Here is an 18,974-nt window from a genome sequence, read left to right as displayed (position 1 = left end):
CGTTTGCTTTATTAACGTCGGCCACAGCCACAGACAGGTTTAAGCGTTTATAAACGCTTCACTATAACGATAATTTTCGACACACAGGATGCATTATGAAAAAGATGATGATGGCCAGCCTCGCCGCTGCAGGTGTGCTTTTTGCGATCTCCGGCCAGGCCCAGGCGGGTGCTACGCTGGATGCCGTTAAGCAGAAAGGATTCGTGCAATGTGGGATCAGCGACGGTTTGCCAGGGTTCTCCTATGCAGATGCCAACGGTAAATTCTCCGGTATTGATGTCGATGTGTGCCGTGGCGTTGCTGCCGCTGTATTCGGCGACGACACTAAAGTTAAATATACCCCGCTGACGGCGAAAGAGCGTTTTACCGCCCTGCAATCTGGTGAAGTGGATATGCTGTCACGCAATACCACCTGGACCTCCTCACGTGATACCGGTATGGGCATGTCCTTTACCGGCGTGACCTATTACGACGGCATTGGTTTCCTGACGCACAATAAAGCAGGCCTGAAGAGCGCTAAAGAGCTTGATGGTGCCACAGTCTGTATTCAGGCGGGTACTGATACTGAACTGAACGTCGCGGATTATTTTAAAGCCAATAACATGAAATATACGCCAGTGACTTTCGACCGCTCTGACGAATCTGCCAAAGCACTGGAATCGGGACGCTGCGACACCCTGGCATCCGACCAGTCCCAACTGTACGCGCTGCGGATCAAGCTGAGCAACCCGGCGGAATGGATCGTCCTGCCGGAAGTGATCTCTAAAGAGCCGCTTGGCCCGGTCGTGCGTCGTGGCGATGATGAATGGAACTCTGTTGTTCGCTGGACGCTGTTCGCCATGCTTAACGCAGAAGAGATGGGCGTTAACTCGAAGAACGTCGATGAGAAAGCCGCTAATCCAACCACACCGGATATGGCCCACCTGCTGGGTAAAGAGGGCGATTACGGCAAGGATCTGAAGCTGGATAACAAATGGGCATACAACATCATTAAAAAGGTGGGTAACTACGCTGAAATTTTCGAGCGTAACGTTGGCTCTGAAAGCGCGCTGAAGATCAGCCGTGGGCAGAATAATCTCTGGAACAATGGCGGCATCCAGTACGCGCCGCCAGTACGCTAAGCAGCATGCTGTAACGGGCACTGCCGGTGCGGTGCCCAGTCCAGAGTCATGGTTACCCGAGGTTTTTTATGTCCCATCGCCGCTTAGCCCTGAAAGGAGCCTTCTCCTTTTCCAATCCTGCGGTTCGCGCCTGGCTTTTCCAGATACTCGCTGTTCTCGCTGTCCTGGCCGTCGCGATCTACTTGTTCCATAACACCGTTACCAACCTGAGTACACGCGGCATTACTTCGGGCTTTGCCTTCCTTGACCGTAGTGCGGGATTTGGCATCGTTCAGCACTTAATAGATTACACCGAAGGAGATACCTACGGTCGCGTATTCCTGGTCGGCCTGATGAATACCCTGCTGGTCTCCGGGTTATGCATTGTTTTTGCTTCTCTGCTGGGCTTTTTCCTGGGCCTTGCACGTCTGTCTGATAACTGGCTGCTGCGTAAGCTTTCCACGTTTTATATTGAGACGTTCCGTAATATCCCGCCGCTGCTCCAGATCTTCTTCTGGTATTTCGCCGTTTTGCGTAACCTGCCCGGACCTCGCCAGGCGGTGGATGCCTTCGATCTGGCCTTTTTAAGCAATCGCGGGTTGTATATCCCGTCTCCGCAGATTGCCGAAGGAATGCTGGCGCTGCTGGCGGCTCTGGCGTGCGTGGTGATCGTCTCCGTCGCGCTGTTCCGCTACAACCGAATGCATCAGATCAAAACCGGACAGTTACGGCGCACCTGGCCGGTAACGCTGATCTTGCTGGTGATCCTGTCGGGTCTGGCGCACGTCATTTTTGGTCCGGCGATGCACTGGGATGTGCCGCAGTTGCGGGGGTTTAATTTCCGCGGCGGTATGGTATTAATTCCTGAGCTGGCTGCTCTGACGCTGGCACTTTCGATCTATACCTCAGCCTTTATCGCAGAAATTATTCGTGCCGGCATTCAGGCCGTTCCTCACGGCCAGCATGAAGCCGCTCGCTCGCTTGGCCTGCCAAACCCGGTCACGCTACGTCAGGTCATCATTCCCCAGGCCATGCGGGTTATCATCCCACCGCTGACCAGCCAGTATCTGAACATTGTGAAAAACTCGTCCCTTGCGGCCGCGATTGGCTATCCCGATATGGTTTCTCTGTTTGCCGGCACCGTTCTTAACCAGACGGGCCAGGCTATCGAAACGATCGCCATCACGATGTCGGTTTACCTGATTATCAGCCTGACCATTTCCCTGTTAATGAATATCTATAACCGTCGCATCGCGCTGGTTGAACGCTAAGGAATCATGATGACAAAAGCCGTCTTGTCTCACCCTGTGCGTCCGGCCACGACCGGCAATGGACGCATTATTATCTGGGTACGTAAAAACCTGTTCTCTAGCTGGAGTAATAGCTTACTCACCCTGCTCTGTTTCTGGCTGATGTGGGAGCTGATCCCGCCCCTGCTCAATTGGGCGTTTTTGCAGGCTAACTGGGTCGGCACCACGCGCGCCGATTGTACGAAAGAGGGAGCCTGCTGGGTCTTCATTCATCAGCGTTTCGGCCAGTTCATGTATGGGCTTTACCCGCACGACCAGCGCTGGCGCATCAATCTTGCCCTGCTAGTGGGGCTGCTTTCTATCTTGCCCATGTTCTGGAAAGGATTACCGCAGCGGGGACGGTACATCGCCTGTTGGGCTGTGATCTATCCCCTCATCGTCTGGTTGTTACTCTTTGGCGGTGTGCTGGGGCTGGAGCGCGTCGAAACCCGCCAGTGGGGTGGCCTGACGCTGACGCTGATTATCGCCTCGGTGGGGATAGCTGGCGCATTACCATTAGGTATTTTGCTGGCGCTGGGACGCCGTTCAACCATGCCGGTCGTGCGCATCCTGTCGGTGATTTTCATTGAGTTCTGGCGTGGAGTACCGCTGATCACCGTGCTGTTTATGTCGTCGGTTATGCTGCCGCTGTTTATGGCAGAGGGCACCACCATTGACAAACTGATCCGCGCCCTGGTTGGCGTCATTTTGTTTCAGTCTGCCTATGTAGCTGAGGTCGTACGCGGCGGGTTACAGGCCCTGCCAAAGGGCCAGTATGAAGCCGCCGAATCGCTGGCGCTGGGATACTGGAAAACGCAGGGATTAGTGATCCTGCCGCAGGCGCTGAAACTGGTGATACCGGGTCTGGTGAACACCATTATTGCGCTGTTCAAAGATACCAGTCTGGTGATCATCATTGGTTTATTCGATCTCTTCAGTAGCGTGCAGCAGGCCACTGTCGACCCGGCGTGGCTGGGCATGTCGACAGAAGGTTATGTTTTTGCTGCGCTTATCTACTGGATTTTCTGTTTTAGCATGTCGCGCTACAGCCAGCATCTGGAAAAGCGCTTTAACACCGGGCGTACACCGCACTGAGGAACCTATGAGCCAGATAACTATGACCCCCGCTGACGCGATGATTACGCTGGATAATGTGAATAAGTGGTACGGGCAATTTCACGTTCTGAAAGACATTAACCTGAAGGTAAAACAAGGGGAACGTATTGTCCTTTGCGGCCCTTCAGGCTCGGGTAAATCAACTACCATCCGTTGCATTAACCATCTGGAAGAGCATCAGCAGGGACGGATTGTTGTTGATGGTATTGAGCTGAACGACGACATCCGTAATGTGGAGCGTGTTCGCCAGGAAGTGGGTATGGTATTCCAGCATTTTAATCTGTTCCCCCACCTGACCGTTCTGCAAAATTGCACCCTGGCCCCCATCTGGGTACGCAAAATGCCAAAAAAGGAAGCGGAGGCGCTGGCCATGCACTATCTGGAACGCGTGCGCATCGCAGAACACGCACATAAATTTCCAGGGCAGATCTCGGGAGGACAGCAGCAGCGCGTGGCCATCGCCCGCTCTCTGTGTATGAAACCGAAAATTATGCTGTTTGATGAACCTACCTCCGCCCTGGATCCTGAGATGGTGAAAGAAGTGCTGGATACCATGATAGGGCTGGCTGAATCAGGAATGACGATGCTGTGCGTGACGCATGAAATGGGTTTTGCCAGAACCGTAGCAGATCGGGTCATCTTTATGGATCGCGGGGAGATCGTCGAGCAAGCGCCACCGGAAGAATTCTTCTCTCACCCTAAATCGGAACGTACACGCGCGTTCTTGTCACAGGTTATTCACTGATCGTTTGCACTGCCCGGTGGCGCTACGCTTACCGGGCTTACGGTATGCGCGCTTTCCACGCGTTTTACGGAACGCATAACGCAAAAAGGCCATCCTTACGGATGGCCTTTTCACTTATTTGATGTCTGGCAGTTCCCTACTCTCGCATGGGGAGACCCCACACTACCATCGGCGCTACGGCGTTTCACTTCTGAGTTCGGCATGGGGTCAGGTGGGACCACCGCGCTACAGCCGCCAGACAAATTCTTTTCTACGCGCCGAACTTTAACCTAAAAACTGGTGCTGATACCCAGAGTCGAACTGGGGACCTCACCCTTACCAAGGGTGCGCTCTACCAACTGAGCCATATCAGCACACTTAATTTGATGCCTGGCAGTTCCCTACTCTCGCATGGGGAGACCCCACACTACCATCGGCGCTACGGCGTTTCACTTCTGAGTTCGGCATGGGGTCAGGTGGGACCACCGCGCTACAGCCGCCAGGCAAATTCTGTTTCCGGGCCGCCTCGCGGGCCACCCGGTTAATCTGGTTCAGCTGAAAATTGTCTCAGTCACCGAAAACAGCTTCGGCGTTGTAAGGTTAAGCCTCACGGTTCATTAGTATCGGTTAGCTCAACGCATCGCTGCGCTTACACACCCGACCTATCAACGTCGTCGTCTTCAACGTTCCTTCAGGAGCCTTAAAGGCTCAGGGAGAACTCATCTCGGGGCAAGTTTCGTGCTTAGATGCTTTCAGCACTTATCTTTTCCGCATTTAGCTACCGGGCAGTGCCATTGGCATGACAACCCGAACACCAGTGATGCGTCCACTCCGGTCCTCTCGTACTAGGAGCAGCCCCCCTCAATTCTCCAGCGCCCACGGCAGATAGGGACCGAACTGTCTCACGACGTTCTAAACCCAGCTCGCGTACCACTTTAAACGGCGAACAGCCGTACCCTTGGGACCTACTTCAGCCCCAGGATGTGATGAGCCGACATCGAGGTGCCAAACACCGCCGTCGATATGAACTCTTGGGCGGTATCAGCCTGTTATCCCCGGAGTACCTTTTATCCGTTGAGCGATGGCCCTTCCATACAGAACCACCGGATCACTATGACCTGCTTTCGCACCTGCTCGAGCCGTCACTCTCGCAGTCAAGCTAGCTTATGCCATTGCACTAACCTCCTGATGTCCGACCAGGATTAGCTAACCTTCGTGCTCCTCCGTTACTCTTTAGGAGGAGACCGCCCCAGTCAAACTACCCACCAGACACTGTCCGCAACCCGGATTACGGGCCCACGTTAGAACACCAGCCATTAAAGGGTGGTATTTCAAGGATGGCTCCACGCAGACTGGCGTCCACGCTTCAAAGCCTCCCACCTATCCTACACATCAAGGACCAGTGTTCAGTGTCAAGCTATAGTAAAGGTTCACGGGGTCTTTCCGTCTTGCCGCGGGTACACTGCATCTTCACAGCGATTTCAATTTCACTGAGTCTCGGGTGGAGACAGCCTGGCCATCATTACGCCATTCGTGCAGGTCGGAACTTACCCGACAAGGAATTTCGCTACCTTAGGACCGTTATAGTTACGGCCGCCGTTTACCGGGGCTTCGATCAAGAGCTTCGCGTTGCCGCTAACCCCATCAATTAACCTTCCGGCACCGGGCAGGCGTCACACCGTATACGTCCACTTTCGTGTTTGCACAGTGCTGTGTTTTTAATAAACAGTTGCAGCCAGCTGGTATCTTCGACTGATTTCAGCTCCACCCGCAGGGGCTTCACCTACATATCAGCGTGCCTTCTCCCGAAGTTACGGCACCATTTTGCCTAGTTCCTTCACCCGAGTTCTCTCAAGCGCCTTGGTATTCTCTACCTGACCACCTGTGTCGGTTTGGGGTACGATTTGATGTTACCTGATGCTTAGAGGCTTTTCCTGGAAGCAGGGCATTTGTTACTTCAGCACCGTAGTGCCTCGTCATCACACCTCAGCGTTAATAAGGTACCGGATTTACCTGGAACCTCCGCCTACATGCTTAAACCGGGACAACCGTCGCCCGGCCAACATAGCCTTCTCCGTCCCCCCTTCGCAGTAACACCGAGTACAGGAATATTAACCTGTTTCCCATCGACTACGCCTTTCGGCCTCGCCTTAGGGGTCGACTCACCCTGCCCCGATTAACGTTGGACAGGAACCCTTGGTCTTCCGGCGAGCGGGCTTTTCACCCGCTTTATCGTTACTTATGTCAGCATTCGCACTTCTGATACCTCCAGCAACCCTCACAGGTCACCTTCGACGGCTTACAGAACGCTCCCCTACCCAACAACACCTAAGTGTCGCTGCCGCAGCTTCGGTGCATGGTTTAGCCCCGTTACATCTTCCGCGCAGGCCGACTCGACCAGTGAGCTATTACGCTTTCTTTAAATGATGGCTGCTTCTAAGCCAACATCCTGGCTGTCTGTGCCTTCCCACATCGTTTCCCACTTAACCATGACTTTGGGACCTTAGCTGGCGGTCTGGGTTGTTTCCCTCTTCACGACGGACGTTAGCACCCGCCGTGTGTCTCCCGTGATAACATTCTCCGGTATTCGCAGTTTGCATCGGGTTGGTAAGCCGGGATGGCCCCCTAGCCGAAACAGTGCTCTACCCCCGGAGATGAATTCACGAGGCGCTACCTAAATAGCTTTCGGGGAGAACCAGCTATCTCCCGGTTTGATTGGCCTTTCACCCCCAGCCACAGGTCATCCGCTAATTTTTCAACATTAGTCGGTTCGGTCCTCCAGTTAGTGTTACCCAACCTTCAACCTGCCCATGGCTAGATCACCGGGTTTCGGGTCTATACCCTGCAACTTAACGCCCAGTTAAGACTCGGTTTCCCTTCGGCTCCCCTATACGGTTAACCTTGCTACAGAATATAAGTCGCTGACCCATTATACAAAAGGTACGCAGTCACACCACGAAGGTGCTCCCACTGCTTGTACGTACACGGTTTCAGGTTCTTTTTCACTCCCCTCGCCGGGGTTCTTTTCGCCTTTCCCTCACGGTACTGGTTCACTATCGGTCAGTCAGGAGTATTTAGCCTTGGAGGATGGTCCCCCCATATTCAGACAGGATACCACGTGTCCCGCCCTACTCTTCGAGTTCACAGCACATGCATCTTCGTGTACGGGAGTATCACCCTGTACCCTGCGACTTTCCAGACGCTTCCACTGACACACATGCTGATTCAGACTCTGGGCTGCTCCCCGTTCGCTCGCCGCTACTGGGGGAATCTCGGTTGATTTCTTTTCCTCAGGGTACTTAGATGTTTCAGTTCCCCTGGTTCGCTTCGTTAAGCTATGTATTCACTTAACGATAGTGTGACGAGTCACACTGGGTTTCCCCATTCGGAAATCGCCGGTTATAACGGTTCATATCACCTTACCGGCGCTTATCGCAGATTAGCACGTCCTTCATCGCCTCTGACTGCCTAGGCATCCACCGTGTACGCTTGGTCGCTTAACCTCACAACCCGAAGCTGTTTCACTTCATGATTGCGAAATCTGAGACCCGACCACACCTTCATCTGCTCTTATTACGGAGAACAGACACAGTGCGTCGTTTCAATTTTCAGCTTGATCCAGATTTTTAAAGAGCAAAACTTCGCAGCGCACCTTTTCAGGTACACTCTGAAGTTTTCTTGTTGTCGCAGTAAAAGGATGGTGGAGCTATGCGGGATCGAACCGCAGACCTCCTGCGTGCAAGGCAGGCGCTCTCCCAGCTGAGCTATAACCCCATCGCAAAATGCTAATCTCTGTACCGCTCATCCTTTATCACAAGGAGTCTGGTAGGCCTGAGTGGACTTGAACCACCGACCTCACCCTTATCAGGGGTGCGCTCTAACCACCTGAGCTACAAGCCTGCAGAGATTTTTTACTGCTTCTTTTTCATCAGACAATCTGTGTGGACACTACAAAGGCAGGTTCTTTAAGGTAAGGAGGTGATCCAACCGCAGGTTCCCCTACGGTTACCTTGTTACGACTTCACCCCAGTCATGAATCACAAAGTGGTAAGCGCCCTCCCGAAGGTTAAGCTACCTACTTCTTTTGCAACCCACTCCCATGGTGTGACGGGCGGTGTGTACAAGGCCCGGGAACGTATTCACCGTAGCATTCTGATCTACGATTACTAGCGATTCCGACTTCATGGAGTCGAGTTGCAGACTCCAATCCGGACTACGACGCACTTTATGAGGTCCGCTTGCTCTCGCGAGGTCGCTTCTCTTTGTATGCGCCATTGTAGCACGTGTGTAGCCCTACTCGTAAGGGCCATGATGACTTGACGTCATCCCCACCTTCCTCCAGTTTATCACTGGCAGTCTCCTTTGAGTTCCCGGCCGGACCGCTGGCAACAAAGGATAAGGGTTGCGCTCGTTGCGGGACTTAACCCAACATTTCACAACACGAGCTGACGACAGCCATGCAGCACCTGTCTCAGAGTTCCCGAAGGCACCAAAGCATCTCTGCTAAGTTCTCTGGATGTCAAGAGTAGGTAAGGTTCTTCGCGTTGCATCGAATTAAACCACATGCTCCACCGCTTGTGCGGGCCCCCGTCAATTCATTTGAGTTTTAACCTTGCGGCCGTACTCCCCAGGCGGTCGACTTAACGCGTTAGCTCCGGAAGCCACTCCTCAAGGGAACAACCTCCAAGTCGACATCGTTTACGGCGTGGACTACCAGGGTATCTAATCCTGTTTGCTCCCCACGCTTTCGCACCTGAGCGTCAGTCTTTGTCCAGGGGGCCGCCTTCGCCACCGGTATTCCTCCAGATCTCTACGCATTTCACCGCTACACCTGGAATTCTACCCCCCTCTACAAGACTCTAGCCTGCCAGTTTCGAATGCAGTTCCCAGGTTGAGCCCGGGGATTTCACATCCGACTTGACAGACCGCCTGCGTGCGCTTTACGCCCAGTAATTCCGATTAACGCTTGCACCCTCCGTATTACCGCGGCTGCTGGCACGGAGTTAGCCGGTGCTTCTTCTGCGGGTAACGTCAATTGCTGCGGTTATTAACCACAACACCTTCCTCCCCGCTGAAAGTACTTTACAACCCGAAGGCCTTCTTCATACACGCGGCATGGCTGCATCAGGCTTGCGCCCATTGTGCAATATTCCCCACTGCTGCCTCCCGTAGGAGTCTGGACCGTGTCTCAGTTCCAGTGTGGCTGGTCATCCTCTCAGACCAGCTAGGGATCGTCGCCTAGGTGAGCCATTACCCCACCTACTAGCTAATCCCATCTGGGCACATCTGATGGCAAGAGGCCCGAAGGTCCCCCTCTTTGGTCTTGCGACGTTATGCGGTATTAGCTACCGTTTCCAGTAGTTATCCCCCTCCATCAGGCAGTTTCCCAGACATTACTCACCCGTCCGCCACTCGTCACCCGAGAGCAAGCTCTCTGTGCTACCGTTCGACTTGCATGTGTTAGGCCTGCCGCCAGCGTTCAATCTGAGCCATGATCAAACTCTTCAATTTAAGTTTGATGCTCGTGAATTAAACTTCGTAATGAATTACGTATGTTCACTCAGAGACTTGGTATTCATTTTTCGTCCGAGGACGTTAAGAATCCATGTCACTTTGAGTGCCCACACAGATTGTCTGATAAATTGTTAAAGAGCAGTGCAACGCGGCTTTCGCTCACCGTTGCGAGGTGGCGTATATTACGCTTTCCTCTTTCAGAGTCAAGCGATTATTTCACGCTTTTCTCTTCAACCGGCCCGGCTGTTTGTGTGAAGTGATTCACATCCGCCGTGTCGATGGAGGCGCATTATAGGGATCCCAGTTTTTAGCACAAGCATTTTTTCGATCTTTTCTACTGACTGTTCTTTTTTCGTTCTTTTCGCCGAAATCCCACGCGATCCGCTCAAATAATGACGCAATTCCTCCTTGATCAAGCAGAATAATAGGATCAAAGTTTCTATAAAAAGCACATCAGTCGAGGTTGATATGTCTGTAGCACTCCGTCCCTACAAAGATCTTTTCCCCAAAAAAGGCGATCGCGTCTTGATCGACAGCAGTAGTGTGGTCATTGGTGATGTCCGTATGGGCGACGACGTCAGTATCTGGCCCCTGGTTGCCATCCGTGGAGATGTTAACTATGTCTCCATCGGCGCACGCACCAATATTCAGGATGGCAGCGTGCTGCACGTTACCCATAAATCCTTTTATAACCCTGAAGGCAACCCGCTGATCGTTGGTGAAGAAGTTACTGTGGGTCATAAGGTGATGCTGCACGGCTGCACCATCGGCAATCGTGTTCTGGTGGGTATGGGATCTATTTTATTGGATGGTGTGGTAGTAGAAGATGATGTGATGATTGGTGCCGGGAGTCTGGTTCCGCAAAATAAGCGGTTAGAAAGCGGCTTTCTTTATTTAGGTAGCCCGGTGAAACAAATCCGCCCCCTGACAGAAGCGGAAAAGGAAGGCCTGAAGTACTCAGCCAATAACTATGTTAAGTGGAAGAATGACTATCTGGATCAAGAGAGCCAGAACCAGCCCTGATCGTCTTCTTCGCCTGCACGGATCGCATCGCTGGCTTCTTCTTCCAGATCCCAGCGATGTTCACGAAAAAGAGTGAGTGGCAGGCCTTCGCCAAAACGACGAACCAGCGTTGCCCCTTCAATCGCACACATCATTTGCATGCCGTTCACCAGAGCGGGAAAACAGACGGCCAGCTTTTCGTCGTCCCATGTTTCCCGGTCCGAAAACTGGATCGCCTGGTTCATGCCGACAGCTCCTGTTTGAGCTTTTCAATCACGGGTTCGACTGCTGGCAATACACCGTGCCACAACAGTACGGCATGTGCGGCCTGCCCCACCAGCATTCCCAGCCCATCAGCAAGATGTTTTGCACCGTGTTGTTCACACCAGCTCAGAAAAGACGTTTTGCCTTTTTGGTAGAACATGTCGTAGCAATGAACATGCGCGTTAACTAATGAAGAAGGAATGGCGGGAACCTCGCCAGCAATACCGCTCGAGGTCGCATTAATGATCAGATCAAATTCATGACCGCTTAACGCATCCATGTCCACCGCATGAATGCTCCCGGTATGGGCAAACAAGGTGGCCAGCTCTACGGCACGGGAATAAGTACGATTCGTTATGGTCACAGCGCAATCCAGAGAGAGCAGCGGTAAAATAACCCCACGCGAAGCCCCACCCGCACCTATCAACAGGACGCGCGTGCCTGGTTTGATAAATGATAGCCGCTCCAGATCGCTCAGCAAGCCGATACCGTCCGTGTTATCCCCCAGAATCCGGCCATCTTCAAGCCGTTTAAGGGTATTCACCGCTCCCGCGAGAGACGCACGTTCCGTTAATTCATCGGCACGCTCGAATGCCTCTTCCTTAAAAGGCACGGTGACATTTGCCCCTTTTCCGCCACCAGCAAAAAAGTTATTCAACGTCATGACAAAGTCATCGACAGGCGCAAGTACACGACCATAAGGATGATCAATGTGCAGCTGCTGCGCAAACTGCTGATGAATAAACGGTGACTTGCTGTGAGCGATTGGATTACCAAAAACGGCGTACGCTTCCATCTCATTACCCCTGGCGAAAACGTTCGCCGGTCAAAGCATCACGAATTTCTGACGGATTCAGGCGACCACCGGTTTCACCGATAACCACAGGAAAATCGTTACCAAACTGCGCTAACACCTCTTCTGCGGTGCGGCATGGAGGCAACCCCGTCAGATTGGCGCTGGTAGATACCAGCGGTTTACCAAAACGATGGCAGAGTTCGATAACCAAGGGATGGTCTGTTACGCGAACGGCGAGTGAATCAAACCGTCCCGTCAGCCACCGCGGTGTCGTCGGCAGCGCAGGGAATACAAAGGTCACGGGACCCGGCCAGGCCGCAAAAATAGTTTCACGTTGCGCAGACGTCAACATGGAATCATCAATATAAGGTTTAAGCTGGTCGAAACTGGCAGCAATGAGAATCAGCCCTTTTTCAACCGGCCTTTGTTTGAGTGTTAACAGGCGCGATACGGCTAATTCGCTGTCGGGATCGCATCCCACCCCAAAAACAGCTTCTGTTGGATAAGCGATGACATCTTCTTTATTCAGTACGTCCACTGCATGCGCAATGGAGTCTGATTGCAGGTTATTATTCACTTTTTTGATCCGCCGAAACCGGCTTTCCACATTGTTTACTGGCGCAAAAACGCTTCATGCCTTGCGCCGTTTTCTTCTCGATAAGTAGCGGGTAGTGGCACTCAGGACAGCTTCCCGCCACCGGTTTGAAATTAGTCACGAATTGACATTCAGGATAACGATCGCAGGAATGGAATGTCTTACCATAACGTGAACGCCGTTGAACAAGGTGGCCGCTGTCACATTGTGGACAGGCCAGGGCTGTCTCATCGGGTTTATCAATCTGTTCAGTATGTTCACATTCAGGATAGCGACTACACCCGATAAACATGCCATAGCGACCCTGACGCAGCGCCAGATCGCTGCCACATTGCGGGCATGCCTGTCCCTCCAGAACTTTAACAATATGCCCGTCCGCCTGACTTTTCAGGGGACGGACATAATCACAGTCTGGATAGTGTGAACAACCGAGAAACGGCCCGTGTTTACCGGACCGGATTACAAGCTCTGCCCCGCACTGCGGGCATGGCTCATTTTTGTGCACCGTAAATAGTGCTGATTTGGCCATAACAACTCTTGGTGCTGCATGATGAATTAATGCAGCATACCTTCATTCACTTCAAAGAGTAATTCTTCCATTTGTTGATAGGCATTTTCACAGCCTGGAATGTTGAACAGAACCATCAGGATGACCCATTTCAGATCTTCCAGCTCAAATTCTGCCGTATCCAGCGCCATGACGCGCTCTATCACCATTTCTCGCGTTTCGAGGTTCAGCACCTGAATCTGCTCAAGGAATAAAACAAATCCCCGGCAACTGGCATCCAGCCTTTCACACTCTTCAGCCGTATAAATGCGTACAGACAGTGGATCGGAAGCCAACTGCATCGGTTCGGCGAGGCCTTCCTGATAATCAGCCAGTTTTTCGAGCCATATTAACGCGTTGTAAATATCTTCCCGTTCGAAACCTGCATCGGTAAGATCGCGTGTAAGTTTGTCCTGATCCACGCGTGCTTCAGCTTCGTTATGGATGTAAGTCTCAAACAAATACATGAGTACGTCGAACATGGCTTGCCCTCCTTAATCGGACATAGCCGCCGGGTACAGCTGCGATCCATCCTGCTAACTCCAGTTCGAGTAGCTGTGCTACCGTTACTGGCACAGGTTGGCCGGCACGTTCAGCGACAACGTCAACAGGTGTTACCTCATCTCCTACGTTAGCCAGGAGCTCAGGAAATGGCAATGCTACCTGGTCCTGATCTGATGAATAAAGCCAATTTTCGTGATCCTCAGGCAGCCAGTTAAGGCCATATTGCAAACTTTCCAGAATATCTTCGACCGCCGTTACTGCCGTGGCTCCCTGCTTAATTAACCAGTGCGGCCCCTCACATCCTGGATTTCCAATCGCCCCTGGCAGCGCAAAGACTTCACGCCCCTGTTCGAGTGCACATTTCGCCGTAACGAGTGAACCACTCTTTAATAGGGCTTCGATAACGAACACCCCCTGGCTGAGGCCACTAATGATACGGTTACGCCGGGGAAAATTACCGGGCCATGGCGGCGTAGCGAGAGGAAACTCCGAAACCACAGCGCCACCGCCCTCAACAAGCTGCATGGCCAGCGAGTGATGCCGGCGGGGATAGATGCCGGACAAGCCATTGCCTAAAACCGCCACGCTTTTCCCTTTAACATTAAGCGCGGCACGATGTGCAACCCCATCAATCCCACAGGCCAGACCGCTGGTAATTGTCAGGCCCGCCTGGGCTAACTGTTCACACAGGATCTTGCCCCATCGCTCTCCGTACCAGGAGTGGGAACGGCTACCCACGACGGCTAGCTGCAGGCTCGACAGCACCCGCACATCCCCCATGACGAACAGGGCGCCAGGGTAATCCGAAATTGCGCGCAGCTGGACGGGGTACAAGGCATTGTCAGCACATAACAGGTGATGGCCTGGCTCTGCCAGCCATTGCATGCTGCGTTCCAGCTCATGCGCCGAAAATGAAAAGAAGCGCGTCTTTTGCTTTTGGGTCAGCCCCACGCCTGCCAGCGCAGTGTTATCAATGTGGGGTTCACGCTGCAACTGCTGCGCTATCGCCATCATCTTATCGCCGTATAATTCTCCAATACTTATCAGGCGTAACCATATCTCTGTGGATGTCATCCTTTCCCCTGCCACAAGCCGCTCTGGCAATCTTTGCGATTGGTCACTGATGCTGTCAATCAGAGGGGGTTTTGTCTAGAATAGAGGTTATATTCTTATCAACTCCTGAATACGACTCTGGAAAAATATGGCAGTTTTGCAAGTGTTACATATCCCGGACGAGCGCCTTCGCAAAGTCGCCGAACCGGTTAAAGAAGTGAATGCAGAAACGCAACGTATCATTGATGATATGTTCGACACGATGTACGCCGAAGAAGGTATCGGTCTCGCAGCTACGCAGGTAGATATTCATCAGCGCATTATCGTGATTGATGTTTCCGAAAACCGTGAAGAACGCCTGGTATTAATTAACCCGGAGTTACTGGAAAAAAGCGGTGAAACCGGAATCGAAGAAGGCTGTCTCTCCATTCCTGAGCAGCGTGCGCTGGTTCCTCGCGCAGAGAAAGTTAAAATACGTGCGCTTGATCGCGACGGTAAGCCATTCGAACTGGAAGCGGACGATCTCCTGGCAATCTGCATTCAGCATGAAATGGATCATCTGGTCGGTAAGCTGTTTATCGATTACCTCTCTCCATTGAAACAGCAGCGTATTCGTCAGAAAGTAGAGAAACTGGACCGCATGCGCGCTCGCGCATAACGTGACCCCGGATACAAGGATTAACGTGTCTACATCACTACGTATCATCTTCGCAGGAACACCTGACTTCGCAGCGCGTCATCTGGACGCGCTGTTGTCGTCTGGCCATCAGGTTGTTGGCGTTTTTACTCAGCCCGACCGCCCGGCAGGCCGCGGTAAAAAATTGATGCCGAGCCCGGTTAAAGTGCTGGCAGAAGAACACGGCTTACCGGTTTTCCAGCCTGCTTCGTTGCGGCCGCAGGAAAACCAGCAGCTGGTCACAGATTTGAATGCGGATGTCATGGTGGTTGTGGCATATGGCCTCATTCTGCCAAAAGCGGTACTGGATATGCCGCGCCTGGGTTGCATTAATGTCCACGGTTCACTGCTTCCGCGTTGGCGCGGCGCAGCACCGATTCAACGTTCGTTGTGGGCCGGAGATACTGACACTGGCGTGACGATTATGCAGATGGACGTGGGTCTGGATACCGGCGACATGCTTTATAAGCTTTCTTGCCCTATTACAGACGAAGACACCAGCGCCACGCTGTATGACAAACTGGCGGAGCTTGGGCCAAAAGGTCTTATTGATACGCTGCAGCAGCTGGCGGATAACCGTGTTCAACCGGAAGTCCAGGACGAAGCCCTGGTGACCTATGCCGAGAAGCTCAGCAAAGAAGAGGCCCGCCTCGACTGGTCACTTCCTGCAGCCCAGCTTGAACGGTGCATTCGGGCATTTAATCCCTGGCCAATGAGCTGGCTGGAAATAGACGGGCAGCCGGTGAAAGTCTGGCAGGCCTCCGTCATTGCCGGACCAGTCAATGCCGCACCCGGAACAATTGTTGAAGCGAATAAGCAGGGTATTCAGGTCGCAACTGTTGAAGGGATCCTGAATCTGGAATCCTTACAACCAGCCGGTAAAAAAGCCATGAGCGCGCAGGATCTTCTGAACTCACGCCGTGAATGGTTTACGCCTGGCAATAGTCTCGCCTGAGATCATCTCCATTTAAGGCCCGGTGTTTCCGGGCATTTTTATTTTTGCGGTTATGAAAAAACAAAATTTACGCAGCCTGGCAGCGCAGGCAATTGAACAAGTGGTCGAACAGGGCCAATCATTGAGCAATGTCCTGCCACCATTACAGCAAAAAGTTTCCGATAAAGATAAGGCGCTTCTTCAGGAGTTGTGCTTTGGCGTTCTGCGCACCTTACCGCAGCTGGAGTGGCTGATCGGAAAACTAATGGCGCGCCCGATGGCAGGCAAACAGCGCGTACTTCATTATCTGATCATGGTCGGCTTCTATCAGTTACTGCATACCCGTATTCCGCCTCATGCCGCACTGGCCGAGACGGTAGAAGGTGCAGTTGCGGTAAAACGTCCGCAGCTTAAAGGGCTGGTTAATGGCGTTTTACGCCAGTTCCAGCGTCAGCAGGATGAATTGCTGACTGAATTTGCCCGCTCGGAAAAACGTTTCCTGCATCCCGACTGGTTATTAAAACGTCTGCAAAAAGCCTATCCTCAGCAGTGGGAAACGCTGGTTGAGGCTAATAACCAGCGACCGCCTATGTGGTTACGCGTCAACCGCAACCACCACTCCCGCGATGCGTGGCTGGCACTACTGGAAGAAGCCGGGATGAGTGGATTCCCGCATCCGAATTATAGTGATGCGGTTCGTCTGGCCGCGCCAGCGCCGGTGCATGCTCTTCCAGGGTTTGAACAGGGCTGGGTTACCGTTCAGGATGCCTCTGCCCAGGGTTGCATGACCTGGCTTGAACCGCAAAATGGCGAACGTATCCTTGATCTGTGCGCCGCGCCTGGCGGTAAGACAACGCATATTCTGGAAGTCGCACCGCAGGCAAGCGTAATGGCGGTCGATGTTGACGAACAGCGTCTTTCACGTGTTTACGATAATCTTAAACGTCTGGGCATGAAGGCCGAGGTCAAACAGGGCGACGGACGTACACCTGCTCAGTGGTGCGGAGATGAGCAGTTCGACCGTATTTTACTGGATGCCCCTTGTTCCGCTACCGGGGTGATCCGCCGCCATCCTGATATTAAATGGTTACGCCGCGATCGGGATATTAAAGAGCTGGCACAGCTGCAGTCAGAGATTCTGGATGCCATCTGGCCACATCTGAAAAGCGGCGGGACGCTGGTTTATGCCACCTGTTCCGTATTGCCAGAAGAGAACAGTCAGCAGATCGCGGCCTTCCTGAAGCGTACGCCCAATGCCCGTCTGCATCTGACCGGTACACCAGAGCAGCCCGGCAAACAAAACCTGCCTGGGGCAGAAGAAGGCGACGGCTTCTTTTACGCTAAGCTAATCAAAGAGTGATGTTGAAAACGGGTCACAAGATATGAAGATAATCATTCTGGGCGCGGGACAGGTGGGCGGTACGCTGGCGGAAAACCTGGTCGGTGAGAATAACGACATCACAATCGTTGATACCAATGGCGATCGTCTGCGCAGCCTGCAGGATAAATTTGATCTGCGTGTGGTTCAGGGGCATGGTTCTCATCCACGGGTGTTACGTGAAGCCGGTGCTGATGATGCCGATATGCTGGTTGCTGTTACCAGTTCCGATGAGACTAATATGGTTGCCTGTCAGGTCGCCTATTCACTCTTCAACACCCCAAACCGCATTGCACGTATCCGCTCCCCGGATTATGTCCGCGATGCCGATAAGCTGTTTCATTCCGATGCGGTTCCTATCGACCATTTGATTGCTCCAGAACAGCTGGTTATCGACAGCATCTACCGACTGATTGAATACCCGGGCGCACTGCAGGTGGTGAATTTCGCGGAAGGTAAAGTCAGTCTTGCAGTGGTCAAAGCCTATTATGGTGGCCCACTGATTGGCAACGCGCTTTCCACCATGCGCGAACATATGCCGCATATTGATACCCGTGTCGCCGCGATCTTCCGTCATGATCGCCCTATCCGACCGCAAGGCTCTACCATTGTCGAAGCCGGAGATGAAGTCTTCTTTATTGCTGCATCGCAGCACATTCGTGCAGTAATGAGTGAACTTCAGCGACTGGAAAAACCCTATAAACGCATCATGCTGGTTGGGGGCGGTAATATCGGTGCCGGTCTGGCTCGCCAGTTGGAAAAAGATTACAGCGTTAAACTGATCGAACGCGATCAACAGCGAGCTTCTGAGCTGGCAGAAAAACTGCAAAATACGATCGTTTTTTATGGCGATGCGTCGGATCAAGAGTTGCTCGCCGAAGAGCATATCGATCAAGTTGATCTTTTCATTGCGGTCACCAATGACGATGAAGCCAACATCATGTCAGCGATGCTGGCAAAACGGATGGGCGCGAAGAAAGTCATGGTGCTTATTCAGCGTCGGGCGTATGTCGATTTGGTACAAGGCAGCGTCATTGATATCGCAATTTCACCGCAACAGGCCACTATTTCTGCCCTGCTGAGCCATGTGCGTAAAGCGGACATCGTGGGTGTGTCTTCTCTACGTCGCGGAGTGGCAGAAGCTATCGAAGCCGTGGCGCACGGAGATGAAAGTACTTCCCGTGTGGTAGGGCGTACTATCGACGAAATTAAGCTCCCGCCGGGGACCATCATTGGTGCGGTAGTGCGCGGTAATGATGTGATGATCGCCAATGATAACTTGCGCATTGAGCAAGGCGATCATGTAATCATGTTCCTGACAGATAAAAAGTTTATTACCGACGTCGAACGTCTGTTCCAGCCAAGTCCTTTCTTCCTGTAATGCCTGAAGGGTGCTGTTATCAGCACCTTTTTTTATAACCCAATAATATGTAAGGGTTATATTTCTGTGACGCATGTCTCTCTTCAATGGCAATCCGCTAA

The 18,974-nt window shown here is 52.6% G+C and carries 15 protein-coding genes, 3 tRNA genes and 4 rRNA genes; 9 read left to right on the top strand and 13 right to left on the bottom strand.

Annotated features, from left to right (window positions below):
• Positions 1–95 precede the first annotated feature (95 nt).
• The 4 genes from C3F35_RS14155 (at position 96) to C3F35_RS14140 (ending at position 4,250) form a co-directional block, all read left to right on the top strand.
• On the top strand, positions 96–1,121 hold the full coding sequence (locus tag C3F35_RS14155) for an amino acid ABC transporter substrate-binding protein (protein ID WP_059307083.1): 1,026 nt from the start codon (positions 96–98) through the stop codon (positions 1,119–1,121).
• A 68-nt stretch (positions 1,122–1,189) separates the two neighbouring features.
• Complete coding sequence (locus C3F35_RS14150; protein WP_032614609.1) at positions 1,190–2,371, top strand: amino acid ABC transporter permease; 1,182 nt, start codon at positions 1,190–1,192, stop codon at positions 2,369–2,371.
• A gap of 9 nt (positions 2,372–2,380) precedes the next feature.
• Positions 2,381–3,484 carry an amino acid ABC transporter permease gene (locus C3F35_RS14145; RefSeq protein WP_103792767.1) on the top strand — a complete coding sequence of 368 codons (1,104 nt, stop codon included), beginning with the start codon at positions 2,381–2,383 and terminating at the stop codon, positions 3,482–3,484.
• A gap of 7 nt (positions 3,485–3,491) precedes the next feature.
• The gene (locus C3F35_RS14140) at positions 3,492–4,250 is read left to right on the top strand and encodes an amino acid ABC transporter ATP-binding protein (protein ID WP_032614613.1); all 759 of its coding nucleotides are present in this window, start codon (positions 3,492–3,494) and stop codon (positions 4,248–4,250) included.
• A gap of 123 nt (positions 4,251–4,373) precedes the next feature.
• On the opposite strand, the gene rrf (C3F35_RS14135) is transcribed toward C3F35_RS14140, so the two are convergent.
• The 7 genes from rrf (C3F35_RS14135) to C3F35_RS14105 form a co-directional block, all read right to left on the bottom strand.
• Positions 4,374–4,489 (bottom strand): 5S ribosomal RNA (rrf, locus tag C3F35_RS14135).
• Between the two features lie 38 nt (positions 4,490–4,527).
• A tRNA-Thr gene (locus C3F35_RS14130) sits at positions 4,528–4,603 on the bottom strand.
• 14 nt (positions 4,604–4,617) lie between these two features.
• Positions 4,618–4,733: ribosomal RNA gene (gene rrf / locus C3F35_RS14125) — 5S ribosomal RNA — on the bottom strand.
• Between the two features lie 92 nt (positions 4,734–4,825).
• Positions 4,826–7,732: ribosomal RNA gene (locus C3F35_RS14120) — 23S ribosomal RNA — on the bottom strand.
• 195 nt (positions 7,733–7,927) lie between these two features.
• Positions 7,928–8,003, bottom strand: a tRNA-Ala gene (locus C3F35_RS14115).
• A gap of 49 nt (positions 8,004–8,052) precedes the next feature.
• Positions 8,053–8,129, bottom strand: a tRNA-Ile gene (locus C3F35_RS14110).
• Between the two features lie 71 nt (positions 8,130–8,200).
• Positions 8,201–9,740: ribosomal RNA gene (locus C3F35_RS14105) — 16S ribosomal RNA — on the bottom strand.
• Together the 16S, 23S and 5S rRNA genes with 3 tRNA genes alongside form the textbook arrangement of a ribosomal RNA operon.
• 471 nt (positions 9,741–10,211) lie before the next feature.
• Between C3F35_RS14105 and C3F35_RS14090 the strand changes: the two genes are divergently transcribed.
• Positions 10,212–10,766, top strand: a complete 555-nt coding sequence (locus C3F35_RS14090; RefSeq protein ID WP_103793549.1) for a gamma carbonic anhydrase family protein — start codon at positions 10,212–10,214, stop codon at positions 10,764–10,766.
• On the opposite strand, the gene C3F35_RS14085 is transcribed toward C3F35_RS14090, so the two are convergent.
• From C3F35_RS14085 to dprA, 6 genes are read right to left on the bottom strand one after another with little or no spacing between them, the layout of a single operon-like run.
• A complete protein-coding gene (locus tag C3F35_RS14085) occupies positions 10,742–10,990 on the bottom strand; it encodes a DUF1488 domain-containing protein (RefSeq protein WP_077228022.1) in 249 nt (82 codons plus the stop codon). The genes C3F35_RS14090 and C3F35_RS14085 overlap by 25 nt on opposite strands.
• Complete coding sequence (gene aroE, locus C3F35_RS14080; protein ID WP_103793550.1) at positions 10,987–11,805, bottom strand: shikimate dehydrogenase; 819 nt, start codon at positions 11,803–11,805, stop codon at positions 10,987–10,989. The genes C3F35_RS14085 and aroE overlap by 4 nt, the downstream gene beginning before the upstream one ends.
• A 4-nt stretch (positions 11,806–11,809) precedes the next feature.
• Positions 11,810–12,382 carry an L-threonylcarbamoyladenylate synthase type 1 TsaC gene (gene tsaC / locus C3F35_RS14075; protein ID WP_032614665.1) on the bottom strand — a complete coding sequence of 191 codons (573 nt, stop codon included), beginning with the start codon at positions 12,380–12,382 and terminating at the stop codon, positions 11,810–11,812.
• The gene (locus C3F35_RS14070) at positions 12,375–12,929 is read right to left on the bottom strand and encodes a DNA topoisomerase family protein (protein ID WP_032614667.1); all 555 of its coding nucleotides are present in this window, start codon (positions 12,927–12,929) and stop codon (positions 12,375–12,377) included. The genes tsaC and C3F35_RS14070 overlap by 8 nt, the downstream gene beginning before the upstream one ends.
• 26 nt (positions 12,930–12,955) lie before the next feature.
• Entirely contained in the window at positions 12,956–13,429 is a 474-nt protein-coding gene (gene smg, locus C3F35_RS14065) for a DUF494 family protein Smg (protein ID WP_032614670.1), read from the bottom strand.
• Entirely contained in the window at positions 13,401–14,525 is a 1,125-nt protein-coding gene (gene dprA / locus C3F35_RS14060) for a DNA-protecting protein DprA (protein ID WP_103793551.1), read from the bottom strand. Before dprA ends, smg begins: the two co-directional genes overlap by 29 nt.
• 127 nt (positions 14,526–14,652) lie before the next feature.
• Here dprA and def point away from each other — a divergent pair, with 127 nt between their 5' ends.
• Genes def through trkA form a run of 4 tightly spaced genes read left to right on the top strand, consistent with a single transcriptional unit; the run spans position 14,653 to position 18,873 of the window.
• Complete coding sequence (def, locus tag C3F35_RS14055; RefSeq protein ID WP_032614674.1) at positions 14,653–15,162, top strand: peptide deformylase; 510 nt, start codon at positions 14,653–14,655, stop codon at positions 15,160–15,162.
• 25 nt (positions 15,163–15,187) lie between these two features.
• The gene (gene fmt, locus C3F35_RS14050; protein ID WP_103793552.1) at positions 15,188–16,135 is read left to right on the top strand and encodes a methionyl-tRNA formyltransferase; all 948 of its coding nucleotides are present in this window, start codon (positions 15,188–15,190) and stop codon (positions 16,133–16,135) included.
• Positions 16,136–16,187: 52 nt separating this feature from the next.
• Positions 16,188–17,474 carry a 16S rRNA (cytosine(967)-C(5))-methyltransferase RsmB gene (gene rsmB, locus C3F35_RS14045; RefSeq protein WP_103793557.1) on the top strand — a complete coding sequence of 429 codons (1,287 nt, stop codon included), beginning with the start codon at positions 16,188–16,190 and terminating at the stop codon, positions 17,472–17,474.
• Positions 17,475–17,496: 22 nt separating this feature from the next.
• Positions 17,497–18,873, top strand: coding sequence for a Trk system potassium transporter TrkA (gene trkA / locus C3F35_RS14040; protein ID WP_032614678.1), 1,377 nt, complete (start codon positions 17,497–17,499; stop codon positions 18,871–18,873).
• Positions 18,874–18,974: the final 101 nt, after the last annotated feature.

Origin of the sequence: Leclercia sp. LSNIH3, assembly GCF_002935105.1 — a bacterium.
In the GTDB taxonomy this organism is placed as follows: domain Bacteria; phylum Pseudomonadota; class Gammaproteobacteria; order Enterobacterales; family Enterobacteriaceae; genus Enterobacter; species Enterobacter adecarboxylatus.
This window is presented reverse-complemented; position numbering and strand designations above follow the sequence as displayed.

Excerpts from the sequence above, each read along its gene's own strand:
- C3F35_RS14155 (WP_059307083.1), top strand. The coding sequence starts at position 96 with ATGAAAAAGATGATGATGGCCAGCCTCGCCGCTGCAGGTGTGCTTTTT.
- C3F35_RS14150 (WP_032614609.1), top strand. The coding sequence starts at position 1,190 with ATGTCCCATCGCCGCTTAGCCCTGAAAGGAGCCTTCTCCTTTTCCAAT.
- C3F35_RS14145 (WP_103792767.1), top strand. The coding sequence starts at position 2,381 with ATGACAAAAGCCGTCTTGTCTCACCCTGTGCGTCCGGCCACGACCGGC.
- C3F35_RS14140 (WP_032614613.1), top strand. The coding sequence starts at position 3,492 with ATGAGCCAGATAACTATGACCCCCGCTGACGCGATGATTACGCTGGAT.
- C3F35_RS14090 (WP_103793549.1), top strand. The coding sequence starts at position 10,212 with ATGTCTGTAGCACTCCGTCCCTACAAAGATCTTTTCCCCAAAAAAGGC.
- C3F35_RS14085 (WP_077228022.1), bottom strand. The coding sequence starts at position 10,990 with ATGAACCAGGCGATCCAGTTTTCGGACCGGGAAACATGGGACGACGAA.
- aroE (WP_103793550.1), bottom strand. The coding sequence starts at position 11,805 with ATGGAAGCGTACGCCGTTTTTGGTAATCCAATCGCTCACAGCAAGTCA.
- C3F35_RS14070 (WP_032614667.1), bottom strand. The coding sequence starts at position 12,929 with ATGGCCAAATCAGCACTATTTACGGTGCACAAAAATGAGCCATGCCCG.
- smg (WP_032614670.1), bottom strand. The coding sequence starts at position 13,429 with ATGTTCGACGTACTCATGTATTTGTTTGAGACTTACATCCATAACGAA.
- dprA (WP_103793551.1), bottom strand. The coding sequence starts at position 14,525 with ATGACATCCACAGAGATATGGTTACGCCTGATAAGTATTGGAGAATTA.
- def (WP_032614674.1), top strand. The coding sequence starts at position 14,653 with ATGGCAGTTTTGCAAGTGTTACATATCCCGGACGAGCGCCTTCGCAAA.
- rsmB (WP_103793557.1), top strand. The coding sequence starts at position 16,188 with ATGAAAAAACAAAATTTACGCAGCCTGGCAGCGCAGGCAATTGAACAA.
- trkA (WP_032614678.1), top strand. The coding sequence starts at position 17,497 with ATGAAGATAATCATTCTGGGCGCGGGACAGGTGGGCGGTACGCTGGCG.